A 19,646-nucleotide genomic window follows, 5' to 3' on the forward strand; every position below is an offset into this window, starting at 1 on the left:
TTTGACGTGAGAGATGATTTAGCTTACAAGGAGTACCGATTTGAGCGTCAGCTATCTCCGTCTTACCATAAGTAGTGTTAACGTCTGGTCGGCAATTTATTCAGTTGCCAAACCAGTCTCAGTACTGAGATAATTTTTGGTCTGACTCTCGCACTATCGCATATGAGGTTTCAGTTCATGTCCGGCTTCGCACGGTGTCTACGGAGCGGATTTATCATCAACGAATAGTCTTAGTAGTACCGAAAAAATGGCAGAGAAACGCAATATCTTTCTGGTTGGGCCTATGGGTGCCGGCAAAAGCACTATTGGGCGTCAGTTAGCTCAACAACTCAATATGGAATTTTACGATTCTGATCAAGAGATTGAGAAACGAACCGGAGCTGATGTGGGCTGGGTCTTCGATGTAGAAGGTGAAGAAGGTTTCCGCGATCGCGAAGAAAAAATCATTAACGAGCTAACGGAAAAACAGGGAATTGTACTGGCAACCGGTGGTGGCTCTGTGAAGTCTCGCGAAACCCGTAATCGTCTCTCCGCCCGTGGCGTAGTGGTTTATCTGGAAACCACTATCGAGAAGCAGCTGGCTCGTACTCAACGTGACAAAAAACGTCCGCTTTTACAGGTGGAAACGCCGCCGCGTGAAGTGCTGGAAGCGCTGGCTGATGAACGCAATCCGCTGTATGAAGAGATTGCCGACGTTACCATTCGCACAGACGATCAGAGCGCGAAAGTCGTCGCAAACCAGATTATTCACATGCTGGAAAGCAACTAATTCTGGCGTAATACACAGGCCTGCGGGTTTAAGCAAATAAGGTGGATGTCGCGTCATGGAGAGGATCACAGTCACTCTCGGGGATCGTAGTTACCCTATCACCATCGCGGCTGGTTTGTTCGACGATCCAGCTTCCTTCTCGCCCCTGAAATCCGGTGACCAGGTCATGCTGGTCACTAATGAAACGCTGGCTCCACTCTATCTCGACAAGATTCGCCATGTCCTTGAAAAGGCCGGTATCAAAGTCGATAGCGTGGTTTTACCCGATGGTGAGCAGTATAAAAGCCTGACGGTGCTGGACTCGGTTTTCACTGCGCTTTTGCAAAAACCTCACGGTCGTGACACAACGCTTGTCGCGCTGGGTGGGGGTGTAGTGGGCGATCTGACCGGTTTTGCCGCAGCCAGCTATCAGCGTGGCGTGCGTTTCATTCAGGTCCCCACAACGTTGCTTTCGCAGGTCGACTCTTCTGTTGGCGGCAAAACGGCGGTAAACCATCCACTGGGCAAAAACATGATTGGCGCGTTCTATCAGCCAGCCTCGGTGGTGGTGGATCTCGACTGCCTGAAAACGCTGCCTGCGCGTGAACTTTCCTCTGGTCTCGCCGAAGTTATCAAATACGGCATCATTCTTGATGGTGCTTTTTTTGACTGGCTTGAGCAAAATCTGGACGCGCTGTTGCGTCTGGATGGCCCGGCAATGGCGTACTGTATTCGCCGTTGTTGTGAGCTGAAAGCCGAAGTTGTGGCGGCTGACGAGCGGGAAACAGGCTTACGTGCTTTACTGAATTTGGGGCATACCTTTGGGCATGCCATTGAAGCCGAGATGGGTTACGGCAACTGGTTGCATGGTGAAGCAGTCGCTGCTGGAATGGTGATGGCAGCACGTGCCTCCGAGCGCCTTGGGCAGTTCAGTAAAGATGATACCCAACGCATTATTACCCTGCTTGAGCGCGCAGGTCTGCCGGTTCATGGACCGAAGGAAATGACCGCACAGGCATATATCCCGCACATGCTGCGTGACAAAAAAGTTCTGGCCGGCGAGCTACGTTTGGTGCTCCCGCTGGCAATAGGGAAAAGCGAAGTTCGTGGCGGAGTGTCACAAGACGTTGTACTTGGCGCTATTGCTGATTGTCAGCAGGCGTAATTTATTAGAAAGGTCTTGCTGCGCGTGCGTGGCGTTTAACTTCGGGCGAATGCAATTGTTGTTAGCATGAGCCTTTGAGTGGGGTGTTAAATGGATGAATTCAAACCAGAAGACGAGCTGAAACCCGATCCCAGCGATCGTCGTACTGGTCGTTCTCGTCAATCTTCTGAACGTGTTGATGAGCCGCAGATCAATTTTGATGATGTTGAACTTGATGCTGACGAGCGTCGCCCTTCGAGAACACGTAAGACGCGCGATGATCGCGAAGAATACGCAGAAGAAGATTATGAAGCGGAAGAAAACTCACTGGACGAGGAGCGCGCAGAGCGTCGCCCACGTAAGCGTAAAAAAGCCGCCGCCGCAAAACCTGCATCACGTCAGTACGTGATGATGGGGGTCGGTGTTCTGGTGCTGCTGCTGCTGATTGTCGGCATCGGTTCCGCATTGAAAGCCCCTTCCAGCAACAGTACGGCCCAACAGAGTTCATCTGGCAGTAAAAACATCGACCTTTCGGGGAACGGTGGTACTGCCGATCAGGCTAACGCTACTCAGCCCGCGCCGGGCACCACCTCTGCAGAACAAACTGCGGGTGCTGCACAGCCGACGACGGGCAATGGCAATGGAGCGCAGGATATTTCCCTGCCGCCCATCTCCTCTACGCCTTCTCAAAGCCAGGCACCTGCAACCACGGGTGCCCAGCAGCGTCTTGAAGTGCAGGGTGATTTGAACAACGCGCTCACTTCGCCGCAAAACCAGGCGCAGATCAACAACGCGGTGGCAAACAGCACGCTGCCGACGGAACCTGCAACCGTTGCGCCAGTACGTAACGGCGGCGGGAATGCGACTCATACCGCAGCAACCGCAGAAAACCATACGGCAACGACTCGCCCGGAACACAAACAAGCGGTTGTCGAACCGAAACCACAGCAGCAGGTTAAACCGCCGGTGGTGAAGGCAGAGCCGAAAGCTGTTGTTCAGGCTCCGGCAGCGCAACCGAAAGTTGTGGCCTCTGAACCGGTCAAAGCGCCGACCGTGGCCGCGACGACGCCGAAAGCGACAACCAGCACGACTGCACCTGCGGCACCGGCAGCTACTGCTGCTGCACCTGCAGCCAGTGCGAGCGTGGCGACGGGTAACGTGGGCTCACTGAAATCTGCGCCAGCCGACCATTACACACTGCAGTTGAGCAGTTCTTCTAATTACAACAACCTGAATGCCTGGGCCAAAAAAGAAAATCTGAAAAACTTTGTGGTTTATCAGACAACACGTAATGGCCAGCCGTGGTATGTATTGGTCAGCGGTGTGTATGCCTCTAAGGATGATGCAAAACGCGCTGTTGCCGCACTGCCATCAGATGTTCAGGCTAAGAACCCGTGGGCCAAGCCTATTCATCAGGTACAGGCCGACCTGAAATAATTTCACGTCACAACATCATTCAGGCAGGCCACACCCAGGCCTTGCCTGGATGATAACGTGTATAAAGCGCAGGATGCTGTCGGAGCTGTCTCCACAGCCGGAGAGAGTGTAATCAATCATCCAGCATGAAAAAAAATCGCGCTTTTCTGAAATGGGCAGGGGGAAAGTACCCTCTGCTTGCCGATATTGAACGACATTTGCCAAAAGGCGAATGCCTGATCGAACCCTTCGTTGGTGCTGGCTCGGTATTTCTCAATACTTCATTTTCCCGTTACATTCTTGCGGATATCAACAGCGATCTGATTGGCCTTTATAACATCGTCAAAGAACGCGCGGATGAATATGTTCAGGGCGCGCGGGAGCTCTTTACGCCTGCGACAAACCAGTCGGAAACTTATTATCAGTTGCGCACTGAGTTTAACCAGAGCCAGGATCTTTTCCGGCGCGCGCTGTTATTCTTGTACCTTAACCGCCACGGCTATAACGGCCTGTGTCGTTACAATCTGCGCGGCGAATTTAACGTACCCTTTGGCCGCTATAAAAAACCGTACTTCCCGGAAGCTGAGTTGTACCATTTCGCGGAAAAGGCGCAAAATGCCTTCTTCTATTGCGAATCCTATGCCGAGAGCATGGCGCGTGCGGATGCGAATTCGGTGGTCTATTGCGATCCGCCTTATGCTCCGCTCTCAGCCACGGCGAACTTTACGGCGTACCATACGAATAGCTTTACCCTGGAGCAACAGGCCCATCTGGCGGCCATTGCCGAGAGCCTTGTGAATAACCGGATCCCGGTACTGATTTCCAACCACGACACCGCGCTGACGCGTGAGTGGTATAGCCAGGCGAAACTGCACGTTGTGAAAGTACGACGCAGTATCAGCAGCAACGGTGGGACACGTAAAAAGGTGGATGAACTGCTGGCGCTCTATCGCCCGGCAACTGTCTGAGCCAGAGCGGCTTCGCCGTCAGAAATGCGTTTGTCTACACCCTGTAAAATGAATGTAGATTCTTCTCAAGGAGATGCGGATGACACAGTATTTGATCGCCCCCTCGATTCTGTCGGCTGATTTTGCCCGTTTGGGTGAAGACACTGCCAGTGCGCTGGCTGCCGGTGCCGATGTGGTTCACTTCGATGTAATGGACAACCACTATGTGCCGAACCTGACCATTGGACCGATGGTACTGAAATCGCTGCGTAAGTACGGTATTACGGCGCCGATTGACGTGCATCTGATGGTGAAACCGGTTGATCGTCTGGTGCCGGATTTCGCCGCCGCCGGGGCAAGCATTATTACGTTCCATCCGGAAGCTTCTGAGCATGTTGATCGTACGCTGCAATTGATCAAAGAGAACGGCTGTAAAGCCGGTCTGGTCTTTAACCCTGCCACGCCGCTGAGTTATCTGGACTATGTCATGGATAAGCTGGATGTCATTTTGCTGATGTCAGTGAACCCTGGCTTCGGCGGTCAATCCTTCATTCCACATACGCTTGATAAACTGCGCGAAGTGCGCCGTCGGATTGATGAATCCGGTTTGGATATTCGCCTGGAAGTGGATGGCGGTGTGAAGGTCAGCAACATCGCTGAAATAGCTGCCGCAGGTGCAGATATGTTTGTGGCGGGCTCGGCGATTTTTGATCAGCCGGATTACAAAAAAGTCATTGATGAAATGCGCAGTGAATTGGCAAAGGTAAGTCATGGATAAAATGCGGGTAATTCGTGGGATAGCCTTTGACCTCGACGGTACGCTGGTAGACAGCGCGCCGGGGCTGGCGGCAGCGGTAGATAACGCATTATATGCGCTGGAACTGCCTCAGGCGGGTGAAGATCGGGTCATCACCTGGATTGGTAATGGCGCAGATGTGCTGATGTCACGCGCTCTGACCTGGTCGCTGCAGGAGCGCAACGCGCAACGCGCTGCGTCCGGTAAACCGGCGATTAACCATGCGGATATTCCACAGGAAGAGCAGGCCGTGATGCTGCGTAAGCTGTTTGACCGCTACTACGCTGAGTCGGTGGAAGAGGGCAGTTTTCTGTTCCCTGATGTGGCCCATACGCTGGCTGCACTGCACGAAAAAGGTTTCCCGCTGGCGCTGGTCACCAACAAGCCTACGCCATTTGTTGCCCCGCTCCTTGAAACGCTGGGTATTGCGCACTATTTCAGCGTGGTCATCGGTGGTGATGACGTGAAAAACAAAAAGCCGCATCCGGAACCGCTGCTGTTGGTGGCGGAAAAGCTGGGTCTGGCGCCGAACGAATTGCTGTTCGTTGGCGATTCTCGTAATGATATTCTCGCCGCCCAGGCTGCCGGCTGTTGCTCTGTCGGCATGACCTATGGTTACAATTACGGCGAAGCCATTACATTGAGTGAGCCGGACTACGTGTACGACCGCTTCAACGAACTACTGCCCGCACTCGGGCTCCCGCACAGTGAAAATCAGGACGTGAAACATGACTAAACCCATCGTATTTAGTGGCGCACAGCCTTCAGGTGAATTGACCATTGGTAACTACATGGGTGCGCTGCGTCAGTGGGTAAACATGCAGGATGACTACCATTGCATCTATTGCATCGTTGACCTGCATGCTATCACCGCGCGTCAGGATCCTGAAAAACTGCGCAAAGCGACCCTGGACACGCTGGCGCTCTATCTGGCATGCGGTATCGATCCTGAGAAAAGTACCATTTTCGTTCAGTCACACGTGCCGGAACATGCACAGTTGGGATGGGCGCTGAACTGCTACACCTATTTCGGCGAACTGAGCCGTATGACCCAGTTCAAGGATAAATCAGCGCGTTACTCCGAAAACATTAACGCCGGTCTGTTCGATTATCCGGTACTGATGGCTGCGGATATTCTGTTGTACCAGACCAATCAGGTTCCGGTCGGCGAAGACCAGAAACAGCACCTGGAGCTGAGCCGCGACATCGCCCAGCGTTTTAACGCGATCTACGGCGACGTCTTTAAAGTGCCGGAGCCGTTCATTCCGAAATCCGGCGCGCGCGTGATGTCCCTGCTGGAACCGACGAAGAAAATGTCCAAGTCTGACGATAACCGCAATAACGTTATCGGCCTGCTGGAAGATCCGAAATCGGTGGTGAAGAAAATCAAACGTGCGATGACCGACGGTGACGAGCCACCGGTCGTGCGTTACGACATCCAGAACAAAGCGGGCGTTTCTAACCTGCTGGATATTCTCTCTGCCGTAACCGGCCAGAGTATTCCGGAACTGGAGCAGCACTTCGAAGGCAAAATGTATGGTCATCTGAAAGGCGAAGTCGCGGACGCCGTGTCCGGTATGTTGACTGAGCTGCAGGCGCGTTATCACCGCTATCGTGATGACGAAGCGTTTTTGCAGAAGATCATGAAAGAGGGCGCTGAAAAAGCCAGCGCCCGTGCGTCTGAAACGCTGAAAAAAGTCTACGAAGCTATTGGATTCGTGGCGAAGCCGTAAGTCCGCCGGTGCGTATGTTCCCCTCTCCCCAATGGGGTGAGGGGATCGACTGTGCAGGATGGATCCGGATGGTTGTCCGAATAAGACGTTTACGCCGCATCCGGGATCTCTTACCTACGCGTGCTGGTTATCAATCGTTAGCGTAATACGGTTCGCGCGGCAGAAAAGTTCGGAAACATGGACCGGTTTACTGTTTTGATCGAAGGCGATTTTGCTGATGCGAAACAGCGGCTCGCCCAGTTCGCACTTAAGCCATTGCACCTGTGAACGGGTGGCGGCGAAAATATCGATCGTCTTTTTGTCGCTTACTACCCGCGTGTCAAAATGTTTTTGAAATAGCTGATAGGTTGATTCTCCCTCGCTGTAATACGCGTCAAATTGCGGATAGCGTGACAGCGGGATCCATGAGCTGTCGATAAATAGCGGTTCCTTGTCCAGATACATCACCCGGCTTAAGTGGAAAACTTCACTGTTACCCGGAATGTTCAGCTTTTCGCAAAACGGCGCGGCAGAGATGCGCGCCTGTTCAATCACCTTTTCTTTCGTCGGTTTGCCCTGCGAGACGCCAAAATCGGTAAAGCCGCTGACGGTCAGCAAGGCATTTTCCACCTTCTGGCTTTGTACAAACGTTCCTTTCCCCTGCCAGCGAATCAACACCCCATCTGCCACCAGATCGCTTATGGCCTTGCGGATCGTGATCCTGCTGACGTTGTACTGCGCGCACAGTTCACTTTCGGTGGGGATCTGTTGTCCGGCTTTGTAGACGCCCTGGGCAATGTCATCCAGCAGGCGCTGGCGAACCGTGGCGTAGAGCAGTTGGTGAGAATAGCGGTCCGTAGCTGGCATGGCTCAACCCTGAAAAGAATGGAATAGGGGAATTATAGGGTTGTTTATCAGCGAGTAACAGAGCGCTGGCATGATGCGGCTCATGCCAGCACAGTATTACCATGCGCCATGGTATTGAATGGTACGCGCCGCGCTGAATGTACCCTGCTCCATCGCCACCGTCAGCGGCCTGCCGCAGGCCACAGCGCAGAGGAAGCCTGCAATAAACGAGTCCCCTGCGCCCATGGTATCGATGACATCAACGCAAGCCGCGGCCTGGCGGTAAAACTGCTCGCCATCCCAGACGATGCTGCCATTTTCACCCAACGTGACGACAGCGATGCCTGCGCCGTGCGCAACTATCGCCTGCATTCGCTCCCTTAACGCCGTGTCCTCCTGCGGCGCCGAGGCGAAGGCAAAATCGAGATGCGGCGGCAGGGTTTGCCAGAGCGGGCTGTCCCATTTATCGGCAAAGTCAAAAGCCGTCAGCTTGCCCGCCGCATGCAGCCGGGGAAAGGCGCTTTCAGCGTGGCCCCAGATAGCGGAGTGAATAATGTCATAGCCATCAAGCCAGGCAAAATCACTCTCCTGCAGAGTGAAATCTGCCATGACACCTTCGGTATAGTCGCCCAGCACCCGATCATTACCTTTCAGCTCTACCTGCGTTTGCGCGGTGACGCCGCGTTTGACATGCACATGGCTGGTGTCGACCCCCATCTTTGCCAGGTCGTCCTTTAACATCCGACCATAGTCGTCTTCACCAACCCATGTCACACAGCCAGGCCGCATGCCGTAACGGGTGCTGTAAACCGCCACATTCACCGCATTGCCGCCGGAAAAGGCTTTACCGAGATGCGGATAGATGTCGACACAGTTATCGCCAATGGTCGCCAGCCGTTTCATGCGCTTTCCTCCGGCAGCAACGCGCGAAAGCGCTCCAGCGCCTGACGGGCAAAGAGACGCGGCTCGTTCATGTACATGGTCACCAGCTCGATCGTGCAATAACCGTTGTAGCCGCTGGCGATAACATCGCGCATCAGCTCCCGCAGCGGCATTTTGCCTTCACCGGGGATATAGTGGCTGTCGCTTGCGCCGTCGCTGTCGACGATATGCAAATGGCGAAGTTTATTCCCCAACTTATTGAAGTAACTCATCACCGGTTCGCCTTGCACCCAGGGGGCGCAGATGTCAATCATGCTGTACAGGCGTGGCGAGGGGACAAGCGAGAAAGCGCGTAGCACGTCATTGGCATTGCAGACCACGTTGGACTCATAGGGCGTAAGCGGTTCGAGCACCAGATCCATCTCAATGTCCTGCGCATACTCGCACAGTTCATGCAGGTTATCGGCCAGACGCTGCCAGATAACATCCGGTGTGGTCAGATAGCCGGCATGGGCAGCGGAAATCAATGTGAAGCCTGCGCCCATCTCTTTGGCCATATCCATCGCCAGTTTGATCATATCCAGGCTTTCGCGGCGCATCCGTTCATCGCCCAGCATCATATTCCACGGGTAGCCGTTGGTCTCTGGCGTGTAGCCGATAATGGGCAACTGGTATGTGCGGGCGAGTGCTTTGATTTGCTTAATCCCGCCCGCTTTCAAATCGGGGGCGAAAGCGTGGGGACGCCCGCCCCACAATTCGATACCGTCATAGCCCAGTTCATGCGCGTCGCGAAACGCCTCTTCCACCGGTAAACGCTGGTGACCGCAGGTAAACATGCCTGTTTTCATTGCTCTGCTCCTTTTAAGGAAAACCGGCCCGGTCGGGCCGGATAGCGAAATCAATACTCCACAAGGCCGCCGTAATAGCGACGATCATCCGGGTTGTGATCTTTGTAAATCGACAGGTAGTAGCAGAGCCACTCCATCGGCACGAACATCAAGAAGGGTGCCAGCCATGGGTGCAGGCCCTGGGCAATGTCGGCGTAATCAATCACGATGACGTTATCGGTACGCTCTTTGACGAAGCGGATGGCACGCTCAGTGGTGTGGCGGCTTTCGTCATTGCCGAGCAGGAACAGGAAGGGAACGCCAGGCTCCACCACTTCAAGCGGGCCGTGGCGGAATTCCCCGCTCTCAATAACCGAGCCGTGCGTCCAGGTAAACTCCATCAGGGTAACAATCCCTTCCTTGTAGCCCAGCGGGCGCAGCGGGCCGGCGGAAACGGTATAGATCATCGGCCATGAGCTTGCCTGCTCGCCAAGCTGACGACCTTTCTCTTCCCAGTTACGCACCAGGTAGCCCAGCGCCTGCGGCAGTTTCTGCAGATCGGTTTTGATTTTGCCGATTTCCGCATGCGGCGCGAGGCGGGTCACCATCTCCAGTACCACGCTGTAGCAGAGCAGCAGATGGATTTCCCAGATGCAGTCGGCCTGGTAGTCCACAACATACTCCACAGGGACGGTGATCGGGCTGTCCGGTTTTTTAGTAAAGGCAGCGGTCAGTGCGCCACAGGCACGGCCTAGTTCCAGCGCTTTAATGACCTCTTCGGTTTTGCCGTAATCCGACACCCCTATCACCGCGCAGCGGTTGTCCAGGCGGTGAGGAGTGTTATCGCAAAACTCCCAGCCAGACATCGCGTAAACCTGTAAATCGGAATAACGATCCGCAAGATGCTTCGCCGTTTGCGCAGCGTTGAGCGGCGAGCCACAGGCCACGAAATAGATCCGGTCAATGCCGCGACGCAGCATTTCATCCACGATGCCGTGAACGCGGGGAACATCCTGTTGCAGAACTTTCTCCACTTCCGACACCATATTTTCGGTAACCAGGAAATCCACGGTGCTTTTATCAATATCCAACATGTAACGTTTCTCCAGACGGGTTTACGAAAGTGCGGCCAGCCGACGATTGCGCTTTTCCCAGAAGGCATAAGCGGGCAGACCGGTGGCGATAACGATCAGGGCGCAGATCAGACCAGGAATGGGCGCCCAGACAAAGGTAGAGGCGACGAGGATCAGGCTTGAGCAGATGGCAAGGAACGTCATCAGGCCAAACAGGGGCGTGCGCCAGAGCGGTTTGTAGTCGTCGCGTTTGCGACACCAGATAATCGAGCCGAAGGTGAGGGTGTTTTTGAAGCACATCACCAACGTGAAGTAGCCGAGCAGGCTGGTCAGATCGGAGACGAAGATGAAGAAGATCCCGAGCGCTCCCTGCAAAATAATTGATACATCCGGGGTGTTGTATTTCGGGTGAACATGGGCGAAGCATTTGAAAAACAGCTTGTCCTTCGCCATCGCATACTCCAGACGCGGTTGGTACATCACGCAACTGGAAAGCGAGCCAAGAATAACGATCATCGCAGTGATCGCCACGAAGATGCCCGCCATGCTGCCCAGCGCCGGAATATAGGTCAGGGCGTCGGAGATGGGCGTTTCGGAGGCCGCCAGTTTTTCAAAAGGCATCAGACCGGAAATAACCAGCGCCAGCAGGGAGTAGAGCACCAGAACCAGCAGGCAGGAGCCAATCAATGCGCGCGGCATGGTCTTGCCGGGGTTTTTGATTTCGCCGGTCATATAGCAGATGGAGGCCATACCGGTATAAGACCAACTGGTGGCCGATACGCCCGCCAGCAGTGCCATAATGCCGGAGGCCGCAGTAACGGTGGCCGTAGTTGCTGGCGCGGCGAAGTTGTCGGTTTTGAACCAGAAAATGCCAATGCCGATAACGATGGTGAAGGGAATAATCTTGGCGATGGTGATCAGCGTCTGGAAGGCGGCGCCGCCTTCGACGGAGCGCAGATGCAGCAGCATAAACATGATGATTAACGCCGTTGCCACCAGCTTGCCGGTGAGCGGATCGAGCGGCATCAGGAAGCCGAGATTACTGACCACCGCCAGCGCCATAATCGATAATGAGGGGGCATCGTTGGCCCAGAAGCTGGCCCAGCCGGAGAGAAAGGCCAGCGGACGGCTGCCCGCATTTTTCAGATAAATATAATCCGCGCCGTTTTCAGGGTAGGCGGTTGAGAGTTCGGCGTAGACACACATTTGTGGAATGACGATCAGACCGCCAATCACAAAGGCGAGTACGGTTAACCACGGCGATCCTGCCGCTTTTGCAACTTCTCCCACTGAAACGAAAATACCGGAACCGACGGTTGTCCCGACGGCGATAGCGAGCACGGCCCAGAAGCCGAGCTTGCGTTGAAGTTCCTGGCTTTCCATATCAATACCTTTCTTAGAATGTTGTATGTAGGGTCAAAAGGGTGTCGCCTGAAATCCGCCGACAGCCAACGGCTTGTTTCAGTATATGACGACACATAATCAATATAACAACACATGATGAATTGTATTGGCGAGAGAGATCACAAATTTGCGACGAGAGAGCAATTGTGACGCTATATGATGTTTAAGTTATTGATTTTAATATTGAAATAATCTAGGTAGGTTCCGGAATTATGGAGTTGGGCTGCCGGGACTCCCGGATGCGGCGCAAGCGCCTATCCGGGTTACCTCTGCGAAATGACTAACCTGTGGAAGGAAATGTTAAAACCACTTTAGCTTGTCGCGCAGGGCGACGACGCGGCCAACGATGATAAGCGCCGGGCTGTCTACCTGCCGGGCCAGTTCACCCAGCTCCGTCAAAGCTCCGCTGACGACACGCTGTTTTACCGAGGTGCCGTTTTCTACCAGCGCGACGGGCATATCTGCCTGCATGCCGTGCTCAATCAATTTTTCCTGAATGGTCGCCGCCTGGTTCAGCCCCATATAGAAGACCAGCGTCTGTTTTTCTGCCGCCAGATTTGCCCAGTCCAGTTCGCCGCCGGTTTTTAAATGCCCCGTGACCAGGCGTACGCTCTGGGCATAATCCCTGTGGGTTAACGGAATGCCGGAGTAAGCAGAACACCCTGAGGCTGCGGTAATGCCTGGGACAACCGAAAAGGGAATGCCTGCATGGCACAGGGTTTCCAGCTCTTCACCGCCGCGTCCGAAGATAAACGGATCGCCCCCTTTCAGGCGCACTACACGTTTGCCCCGTTGCGCTTCGTGCAGCAGAATCTGATTAATCTCTTCCTGCGGCACACAGTGATAACCCGCGCGTTTGCCAACAAACACCCGGTCGGCATCGCGACGTACCAGATTCATGATTTCATCTGAGACCAGACGGTCATACACCACCACGTCGGCCTGTTGGATTTGTTGCAGCCCTTTGAGCGTCAACAAACCGGCGTCGCCCGGGCCTGCGCCGACCAGCACCACTTCGCCACGATGATCCAGCGGCTCGGCAAGCAGTTGCCCGGTAATGGCTTCAACAGCCGGAGAATCCTGATTTGCCAGCGACTGTGCGAGACGGTCATTAACAAACAGTTTTTCCCAGAAGCGGCGGCGTTCGGCAACGCTGGCAAAGTGCTCTTTTACGCGGCGACGCAGTTTGCCAGCATAGCTGGCAACGTACCCAAGATGCTGGGGAAGAACCGATTCAAGTTTTTCACGCAGCAGACGCGCCAGCACCGGAGAGGTACCGCCAGAAGAGACAGCAACCATCAATGGAGAACGGTCAATAATCGAGGGCATGATAAAGCTCGCCTGCTTCGGCGCATCCACCACGTTACAGAAGATACGGCGGGATTCCGCCGCGTCGCTGACCTGCTGGTTAACCGCTTCATCATCGGTCGCGGCAATCACCAGCCAGCAAGGGTCGAGCAGGCGCTCGTCGAAACCGCCTTCTACCAGCGTCAGCATCCCTTCGTTCGCCCACACATGAAACTGGGGAACGAAGGTGAGTGAGTTAACGGTAAGCCGTGCACCAGCATCCATCAAAAGTCGGGCTTTACGTTCGGCAACATCCCCGCCGCCTACCAGCAGGCAGGCGCGGTCGCGTAATTGACAAAAAATGGGTAAATGGTCCACGACATCACCTCAAATACACATCATTCTGCGAGCCACAGGTGCGTTGCCTGCAGCTCGAATTATTTGTGTCTTTATTAATGGGTTGTTATTGGTTGGCTCTTCGCTGTCTGGGTTGCAGACGGACGCTCCGCTTTCGGCGTAGCATACCAGTAACCCAGGCCCATAAACACGGCACCGGAGAAAGTATTGCCCAGGGTTACCCACAACAGGTTATGACCAATTCCAGAGAGGGTATACGATTCGCTGTGGTGACCAAACCACGAGAGGGCAAACAGCGTCATGTTGGCAACGGAGTGCTCGTAGCCAGAGGCGATAAAGGCCAGCAGACACCACCAGATGGCGAGGAACTTTGCGGCGCCTTCGGTACGAATCGCCATCCAGATTGCCAGGCAAACCAGCCAGTTACACAGCGCGCCTTTAAAGAACAGCACGCCTGCGGGCGCGTTGGTTTTGGCCAGTGCAACGGTATGCACAAGGCTGGTATCCAGCGGCAGTAAGCTACCACCCCCCCAGTTATACAGCAGCGCAACCAGAACGGAACCTAACAGATTACCCAGCCAGGTTTGCGGCAGAATGGTCCACATCTGGCCCTGAGTGATGGTGCCTGCTTTCACACCGAGAGTCAGGAACATGGTATGGCCGGTAAAGAGTTCGGACCCTGCGATGATAACCAGTGTTAAGGCGATACCGAAGGTTGCGCCCATCACCAGCGGACGCACTGACGGGTCAAGTAAGTTACCGAGGGTAAAAATCAAAATAATCCCTAAGCCCACATAAGCGCCAGCCATAGCGGAGCTTATCCAGAAACCCACAGGATTATTTGTCGAGAGGCGTGAAATGCGCGCAGCGTTAGCCGCACACTTATTAATAGTGTCTGTAAACATAGTGTTGATTACCCAAAGTTAAAAAAGAAAAAGGTTTAAAAAGCGGGGGCATTGCACCCCCACTGGAAATTACGCTTTAAGTTGCACCACACCGTCTTTTACACGGGCGTCGAAATGGTCGACAGAACGGCTTTCATCTTCAAGGCACATGCCGTCACGCAGGCGGAAACGCTGTTTTTTCAGCGGGCTGGCGACCCACAACTCCCCGTTGTGCTCGGCAATCAGGCCGCGCGACAGCACGCTTGCCTGAAAGAACGGGTCGATATTGCTGATCGCGTAAACCTGGTCATCGTGACGCGGGCGGAAAATGGCCACCTGTTTGCCATTCAGCAGGGCACAGACGCCGGTTGCCGGGACGATATCGTCAATTTTGCAGATAGTGTTCCACTGGCTCATACGGTTTCCTCCACCATTTTGACCGGGATGCGTTCATATGGCGTTGCCGGACGATGTTGCTCGCGTTCTGCCACAACCTGAACGTTCGGGTCGCGTTTGTCGCTGTTGATAAAGTGTTTGAAGCGAACCTGTGCCTGCGGGTTGTTGACGGTTTCTGTCCATTCGCAGATAACGGCGTCGCGCAGGCGCGCCATTTCGGCTTCAAGCTGGTCGTTCAGACCCAGTTTGTTGTCGATGATGACGCTTTTGAGGTAAGCGATGCCGCCTTCCAGATTATCCAGCCAGGAGGCCGTACGGGTCAGTTTGTCGGCCGTGCGGATATAGAACATCATGAAACGGTCGAGGTATTTGAGCAGGGTTTCACGGTCGAGATCCGCCGCCAGTAAATCCGCATGGCGTGGTTTCATCCCACCGTTGCCGCAAACATACAGGTTCCAGCCTTTTTCGGTAGCGATAATGCCTACATCTTTACCCTGTGCTTCGGCACATTCACGGGTACAGCCGGAAACGCCGAACTTCATTTTGTGCGGAGTGCGGATGCCTTTGTAGCGGTTTTCCAGCTCAACGCCGAAGCCCACGCTGTCCCCCACGCCGTAGCGGCACCAGGTGCTGCCCACGCAGGTTTTCGCCATTCGCAGCGCTTTAGCATACGCGTGACCCGTTTCGAAGCCTGCTTCAATCAACTGACGCCAGATTTCCGGCAGATCGTCTTTCTGCGCACCAAACAAGCCAATACGCTGTGAGCCGGTGATTTTGGTGTAGAGATTAAATTCGCGGGCGATACGGCCCACTTCCATCAGCCCTTCCGGGGTGATTTCGCCACCGGCAGAGCGCGGGATAACGGAGTAGGTGCCGTCTTTCTGGATGTTTGCCAGGAAGTTGTCGTTGGTATCCTGCAGCGGCGTGTGCTGCGGTTTCAGAATGTATTCGTTCCAGCAGGAGGCCAGCAGAGAACCCACGGTTGGTTTACACACTTCACAACCGTAGCCTTTGCCATATTTCGCCAGCAATTCGTCGAAAGATTTAATGCCTTCAACGCGAATCAGGTGATAGAGCTCCTGACGGGAGTAGGCGAAATGTTCACACAGGTTATTGGTGACTTCGATGCCCTGTTTCGCCAGCTCGGCGTTCAGCACCTGGGTGACCAGCGGAATACAGCCGCCGCAGCCAGTACCGGCTTTGGTTTCTGCTTTCAGTGCGGCAACGGTGTGGCAGCCTTTGTTGATGGCGGCGACCAGCATGCCTTTGGTGACGTCGAAGCAGGAACAGATTTGTGCGCTGTCCGGCAGTTTATCCACGCCGATAGACGGTTTGCCGCTACTGGCGTGTGCTGGCAGGATCAAGGCATCCGGGTTTTCCGGTAGTTCGATAGCATTCAGCACCAGTTGCAACAGGTTGCCGAAGTCGCTGGTGTCACCCACCAATACCGCGCCGAGCAGGGTTTTGTTGTCAGGGCTAACGATAAGGCGTTTGTAGACTTCTTTGCTTTCGTCGAGGTAAACGTAGCTACGTGCGCCCGGCGTGCGACCATGCGCATCGCCGATACCGCCAACGTCCACGCCCAGCAGTTTCAGCTTGGCGCTCATGTCTGCACCCGCAAAGGCGTTAGCATTGCCGAGGATATGGTCCACGGCGACCTGCGCCATTTTGTAGCCCGGTGCGACCAGACCGTACACATGGCTATTCCAGCTCGCACATTCGCCAATCGCGTAGATATCCGGATCAGAGGTCTGACAGGTGTCGTTAATCACGATACCGCCACGCTGCGCGACATCCAGCCCACATTGGGTCGCCAGTTTGTCGCGCGGGCGAATACCGGTTGAGAAGACGATAAAGTCGACTTCCAGCTCGGTACCGTCGGCAAAGCGCATGGTTTTACGCGCGCTTGTCCCTTCCTGGACGATCTCTTTGGTGTTTTTGCTGGTGTGCACACGCACACCCATGCTTTCGATCTTGCGTTTAAGCTGTTCACCGCCCATCTGATCGAGCTGTTCAGCCATCAGCATGGGAGCAAATTCAATAACGTGCGTTTCAACGCCGAGGTTTTTCAGTGCGCCGGCGGCTTCCAGACCGAGCAGGCCACCGCCGACCACCGCACCACGTTTGCTGCGACGAGCGCAGGATTCAATGGCGTTGAGGTCTTCAATGGTGCGGTAAACAAAGCAATCCTGGGTTTCGGAGCCTTTAATGGGCGGGATCCATGGGTAAGAGCCAGTCGCCATGATCAGTTTGTCATAATAGACGGTACGACCGGCGCTGGAGTGGATCACTTTCTCCTGGCGGTTGATGGTAATCGCACGTTCGCCAACGAGAACGTTAACGCCGTGCTTTTCGTAGTAACCTTCACGTACCAGCGACAGTTCTTCCGCAGTATGATGCGAAAAGTAGGAAGACAGGTGAACGCGATCGTAGGCTTTACGGGGTTCTTCACAAAAAACGGTAATATCGAACTGGCTGGCATCTGCTTTATCGAGGAGATCCTCAATAAAACGGTGGCCGACCATGCCGTTACCGATTATAGCGAGTTTGACTTTGCTCATTTTTGCCTCGATTTCTTTTCTATTACTGCCTACCTTAACGATTCAGCCTTGGCACTTATTGATGCAGGTCAAATACATCTTCACCTACCACTTAATGGGTAGATAATTGATTTTGATGATTTTTTATAAGTCGCGGATCTGTCAGGCTTTTCAGAATTGTGGAAATTGTGTACAAAAAAAGATGTGAATTTATGGCAATTGCCTGAAACAACGTTTCAGTGATAACCAGGGGGTAGAAGCATGACGGCAACACCACTTTGGCTGGTTCAGAACGTTCATTTACCTGGGCGAAAAGGGCTATGGCAAATCGCGATTGATAAGGGCCACTTCGGTGACATCACCCCGATGAGCGCCCCACAGCATGAAAGTTATGAAGTCTTAAACGCCAGGGGCGGGCTGGCGCTGCCGCCGTTTATTGAACCGCACATTCACCTGGATACCACCCAAACCGCAGGCGAGCCAAAGTGGAATCAGTCGGGAACGCTATTTGAGGGGATTGAACGCTGGGCGGAACGCAAAGCGTTACTCAGCCATGATGATGTGAAAAAGCGCGCCTGGCAGACGTTAAAATGGCAAATGGCGAACGGTATTCAGCATGTACGCACCCATGTCGATGTCTCCGACCCGACGCTGACAGCGCTCAAAGCAATGCTGGAAGTGAAACAGGAAGTCGCCCCCTGGATAGACCTGCAAATCGTCGCCTTCCCGCAAGAGGGTATCTTGTCTTACCCCAACGGCGCAGCGTTGCTGGAAGAGGCCTTACAGCTTGGCGCGGATGTGGTAGGGGCGATTCCCCATTTTGAATTTACCCGCGAGTATGGGGTGGAATCACTGCATATCGCCTTTGAACTGGCGCAGAAATATGACCGACCACTGGATATTCACTGTGACGAGATCGACGACGAACAGTCGAGGTTTGTCGAAACGGTCGCCGCGCTGGCGCTGAAAATGGAAATGGGGTCGCGCGTTACCGCCAGTCACACGACGGCGATGCACTCCTATAACGGTGCCTATACTTCTCGCCTTTTCCGCTTGCTGAAACTCTCCGGTATCAACTTTGTCGCCAATCCGCTGGTGAATATCCATCTGCAGGGGCGTTTTGATGATTATCCGAAGCGGCGTGGGATCACCCGCGTGAAGGAGATGCTGGCCGCCGGGATTAACGTCTGCTTCGGCCATGATGATGTCTTTGATCCCTGGTATCCACTCGGCACGGGCAATATGTTGCAGGTGCTGCATATGGGTCTGCATGTTTGCCAGTTGATGGGGTATCAGCAAATCGACGATGGCCTGCGGTTGATTACCGATAATAGCGCCAGAACCTTTGGTCTGGATGATTACGGTATTGAGCCGGGTAACCCGGCGAATATGATCATTTTACCGGTTGAGAGCGGTTTTGATGCGGTGCGATGTCAGTCGCCGGTGCGCTGGTCCATTCGCCAGGGGCGGGTGATTGCTACCACGCAACCTGCGCAAACCTGGATTCAGACGGACAGCGGCGGTGAAGAAGTGGCGTTTCATCGCAAGAGTGAGTGAAGCTGATAGCAGAATGACCACACAATGCGTGGTCAGCCTGCGTAACATATGTTTCAATTGCGTAAAATTAAGTAAAAGGCTGGCCTGGTGGCGGAGTGCTCTTTAGAATCAAGCCACTCGCTTTCTTACCTGTATTTCGTTAAGGAAACCTCATGGTTAAATCGACTCTGGCGGCAATTGCGGCTGTTTGTGCCCTTTCTGCAATCTCCTCTTCCGCACTGGCGGCAAAAGGTGATCCCCATGTTCTGCTCACCACGTCAGCCGGCAACATCGAACTGGAGCTGAACAGTCAGAAAGCCCCCGTGTCGGTGAAAAACTTTGTGGATTATGTGAATAACGGTTTTTATAACAACACCACCTTTCACCGCGTTATTCCGGGTTTTATGGTTCAGGGTGGCGGTTTTACTGAGCAAATGCAGCAAAAACAGCCTAACCCGCCCATTAAAAACGAAGCCGATAACGGTTTACGCAATACGCGCGGCACCATCTCCATGGCCCGTACCGCAGATAAAGACAGCGCCACCAGTCAATTCTTCATTAACGTCGCTGACAACGCCTTCCTGGACCATGGTCAACGTGATTTTGGCTATGCGGTATTTGGTAAAGTTGTCAAAGGGATGGATGTCGCCGACAAGATTTCTCAGGTTCCAACCCACGACGTCGGTCCTTACCAGAATGTGCCGACAAAACCGGTTGTTATCCTCTCTGCTAAAGTCCTGCCATAATCTTTTTTTCGCACGGGCCGTCCGGCCTGTGCGCGTTCTCCTCCCTGCGTGACGCGAAATTGCTGCTTATACTTGTGGCACATGAGCGAGACATCAGGGAGGCGT

General features: G+C 54.0%; 18 protein-coding genes. 9 read left to right on the forward strand and 9 right to left on the reverse strand.

Going from position 1 to position 19,646, the window contains the following annotated elements; genetic code table 11:
• The first annotated feature begins 247 nt into the window (after nt 1-247).
• From aroK to trpS, 7 genes are all read left to right on the forward strand, one after another.
• Nucleotides 248-769 carry a shikimate kinase AroK gene (gene aroK, locus MRY16398_RS02025; RefSeq protein ID WP_035892101.1) on the forward strand — a complete coding sequence of 174 codons (522 nt, stop codon included), beginning with the start codon at nt 248-250 and terminating at the stop codon, nt 767-769.
• A gap of 55 nt (nt 770-824) precedes the next feature.
• The gene (aroB, locus tag MRY16398_RS02030; protein WP_071194942.1) at nt 825-1,913 is read left to right on the forward strand and encodes a 3-dehydroquinate synthase; all 1,089 of its coding nucleotides are present in this window, start codon (nt 825-827) and stop codon (nt 1,911-1,913) included.
• A 90-nt stretch (nt 1,914-2,003) separates the two neighbouring features.
• Nucleotides 2,004-3,329: a cell division protein DamX gene (gene damX / locus MRY16398_RS02035; protein ID WP_071194941.1), complete on the forward strand. Its 1,326-nt coding sequence runs from the start codon at nt 2,004-2,006 to the stop codon at nt 3,327-3,329.
• A 125-nt stretch (nt 3,330-3,454) separates the two neighbouring features.
• On the forward strand, nt 3,455-4,276 hold the full coding sequence (gene dam / locus MRY16398_RS02040; RefSeq protein ID WP_041851393.1) for an adenine-specific DNA-methyltransferase: 822 nt from the start codon (nt 3,455-3,457) through the stop codon (nt 4,274-4,276).
• A 79-nt stretch (nt 4,277-4,355) separates the two neighbouring features.
• Nucleotides 4,356-5,033, forward strand: a complete 678-nt coding sequence (rpe, locus tag MRY16398_RS02045) for a ribulose-phosphate 3-epimerase (RefSeq protein WP_041851394.1) — start codon at nt 4,356-4,358, stop codon at nt 5,031-5,033.
• The gene (gene gph / locus MRY16398_RS02050) at nt 5,026-5,787 is read left to right on the forward strand and encodes a phosphoglycolate phosphatase (RefSeq protein ID WP_125123782.1); all 762 of its coding nucleotides are present in this window, start codon (nt 5,026-5,028) and stop codon (nt 5,785-5,787) included. The genes rpe and gph overlap by 8 nt, the downstream gene beginning before the upstream one ends.
• Nucleotides 5,780-6,784 carry a tryptophan--tRNA ligase gene (gene trpS, locus MRY16398_RS02055; RefSeq protein WP_041851396.1) on the forward strand — a complete coding sequence of 335 codons (1,005 nt, stop codon included), beginning with the start codon at nt 5,780-5,782 and terminating at the stop codon, nt 6,782-6,784. Before gph ends, trpS begins: the two co-directional genes overlap by 8 nt.
• A gap of 114 nt (nt 6,785-6,898) precedes the next feature.
• Here trpS and MRY16398_RS02060 read toward each other — a convergent pair whose 3' ends face one another.
• From MRY16398_RS02060 to nirB, 9 genes are all read right to left on the reverse strand, one after another.
• On the reverse strand, nt 6,899-7,630 hold the full coding sequence (locus MRY16398_RS02060; RefSeq protein ID WP_041851397.1) for a GntR family transcriptional regulator: 732 nt from the start codon (nt 7,628-7,630) through the stop codon (nt 6,899-6,901).
• Nucleotides 7,631-7,726: 96 nt separating this feature from the next.
• A complete protein-coding gene (gene frlD, locus MRY16398_RS02065; RefSeq protein ID WP_107223559.1) occupies nt 7,727-8,512 on the reverse strand; it encodes a fructoselysine 6-kinase in 786 nt (261 codons plus the stop codon).
• Nucleotides 8,509-9,339, reverse strand: coding sequence for a fructoselysine 3-epimerase (gene frlC, locus MRY16398_RS02070; RefSeq protein ID WP_071194939.1), 831 nt, complete (start codon nt 9,337-9,339; stop codon nt 8,509-8,511). Before frlC ends, frlD begins: the two co-directional genes overlap by 4 nt.
• A 50-nt stretch (nt 9,340-9,389) precedes the next feature.
• The gene (frlB, locus tag MRY16398_RS02075; RefSeq protein ID WP_041851400.1) at nt 9,390-10,412 is read right to left on the reverse strand and encodes a fructoselysine 6-phosphate deglycase; all 1,023 of its coding nucleotides are present in this window, start codon (nt 10,410-10,412) and stop codon (nt 9,390-9,392) included.
• Between the two features lie 21 nt (nt 10,413-10,433).
• Complete coding sequence (gene frlA, locus MRY16398_RS02080) at nt 10,434-11,774, reverse strand: fructoselysine/psicoselysine transporter FrlA (RefSeq protein ID WP_041851401.1); 1,341 nt, start codon at nt 11,772-11,774, stop codon at nt 10,434-10,436.
• Nucleotides 11,775-12,095: 321 nt separating this feature from the next.
• Complete coding sequence (gene cysG, locus MRY16398_RS02085; RefSeq protein WP_125123783.1) at nt 12,096-13,460, reverse strand: siroheme synthase CysG; 1,365 nt, start codon at nt 13,458-13,460, stop codon at nt 12,096-12,098.
• Between the two features lie 74 nt (nt 13,461-13,534).
• Nucleotides 13,535-14,344, reverse strand: a complete 810-nt coding sequence (gene nirC, locus MRY16398_RS02090; protein ID WP_108700531.1) for a nitrite transporter NirC — start codon at nt 14,342-14,344, stop codon at nt 13,535-13,537.
• 69 nt (nt 14,345-14,413) lie between these two features.
• Nucleotides 14,414-14,740 carry a nitrite reductase small subunit NirD gene (nirD, locus tag MRY16398_RS02095; protein ID WP_041851404.1) on the reverse strand — a complete coding sequence of 109 codons (327 nt, stop codon included), beginning with the start codon at nt 14,738-14,740 and terminating at the stop codon, nt 14,414-14,416.
• Nucleotides 14,737-17,280: a nitrite reductase large subunit NirB gene (gene nirB / locus MRY16398_RS02100; protein WP_041851405.1), complete on the reverse strand. Its 2,544-nt coding sequence runs from the start codon at nt 17,278-17,280 to the stop codon at nt 14,737-14,739. The genes nirD and nirB overlap by 4 nt, the downstream gene beginning before the upstream one ends.
• A gap of 240 nt (nt 17,281-17,520) precedes the next feature.
• On the opposite strand from nirB, the gene MRY16398_RS02105 reads away from it, so the two are divergent.
• Together MRY16398_RS02105 and ppiA are read left to right on the forward strand one after the other, a co-directional pair.
• Nucleotides 17,521-18,816, forward strand: coding sequence for a cytosine deaminase (locus MRY16398_RS02105; RefSeq protein WP_125123784.1), 1,296 nt, complete (start codon nt 17,521-17,523; stop codon nt 18,814-18,816).
• Nucleotides 18,817-18,968: 152 nt separating this feature from the next.
• Nucleotides 18,969-19,541: a peptidylprolyl isomerase A gene (ppiA, locus tag MRY16398_RS02110; RefSeq protein WP_041851407.1), complete on the forward strand. Its 573-nt coding sequence runs from the start codon at nt 18,969-18,971 to the stop codon at nt 19,539-19,541.
• Nucleotides 19,542-19,646 lie beyond the last annotated feature (105 nt).

Source organism: Phytobacter sp. MRY16-398 (genome assembly GCF_003925915.1).
GTDB lineage: Bacteria > Pseudomonadota > Gammaproteobacteria > Enterobacterales > Enterobacteriaceae > Phytobacter > Phytobacter diazotrophicus.

Bases quoted from the DNA above. Each gene is read 5' to 3' on its own strand.
- aroK (WP_035892101.1), top strand. From the start codon at position 248: ATGGCAGAGAAACGCAATATCTTTCTGGTTGGGCCTATGGGTGCCGGC.
- aroB (WP_071194942.1), top strand. From the start codon at position 825: ATGGAGAGGATCACAGTCACTCTCGGGGATCGTAGTTACCCTATCACC.
- damX (WP_071194941.1), top strand. From the start codon at position 2,004: ATGGATGAATTCAAACCAGAAGACGAGCTGAAACCCGATCCCAGCGAT.
- dam (WP_041851393.1), top strand. From the start codon at position 3,455: ATGAAAAAAAATCGCGCTTTTCTGAAATGGGCAGGGGGAAAGTACCCT.
- rpe (WP_041851394.1), top strand. From the start codon at position 4,356: ATGACACAGTATTTGATCGCCCCCTCGATTCTGTCGGCTGATTTTGCC.
- gph (WP_125123782.1), top strand. From the start codon at position 5,026: ATGGATAAAATGCGGGTAATTCGTGGGATAGCCTTTGACCTCGACGGT.
- trpS (WP_041851396.1), top strand. From the start codon at position 5,780: ATGACTAAACCCATCGTATTTAGTGGCGCACAGCCTTCAGGTGAATTG.
- MRY16398_RS02060 (WP_041851397.1), bottom strand. From the start codon at position 7,630: ATGCCAGCTACGGACCGCTATTCTCACCAACTGCTCTACGCCACGGTT.
- frlD (WP_107223559.1), bottom strand. From the start codon at position 8,512: ATGAAACGGCTGGCGACCATTGGCGATAACTGTGTCGACATCTATCCG.
- frlC (WP_071194939.1), bottom strand. From the start codon at position 9,339: ATGAAAACAGGCATGTTTACCTGCGGTCACCAGCGTTTACCGGTGGAA.
- frlB (WP_041851400.1), bottom strand. From the start codon at position 10,412: ATGTTGGATATTGATAAAAGCACCGTGGATTTCCTGGTTACCGAAAAT.
- frlA (WP_041851401.1), bottom strand. From the start codon at position 11,774: ATGGAAAGCCAGGAACTTCAACGCAAGCTCGGCTTCTGGGCCGTGCTC.
- nirC (WP_108700531.1), bottom strand. From the start codon at position 14,344: ATGTTTACAGACACTATTAATAAGTGTGCGGCTAACGCTGCGCGCATT.
- nirD (WP_041851404.1), bottom strand. From the start codon at position 14,740: ATGAGCCAGTGGAACACTATCTGCAAAATTGACGATATCGTCCCGGCA.
- nirB (WP_041851405.1), bottom strand. From the start codon at position 17,280: ATGAGCAAAGTCAAACTCGCTATAATCGGTAACGGCATGGTCGGCCAC.
- MRY16398_RS02105 (WP_125123784.1), top strand. From the start codon at position 17,521: ATGACGGCAACACCACTTTGGCTGGTTCAGAACGTTCATTTACCTGGG.
- ppiA (WP_041851407.1), top strand. From the start codon at position 18,969: ATGGTTAAATCGACTCTGGCGGCAATTGCGGCTGTTTGTGCCCTTTCT.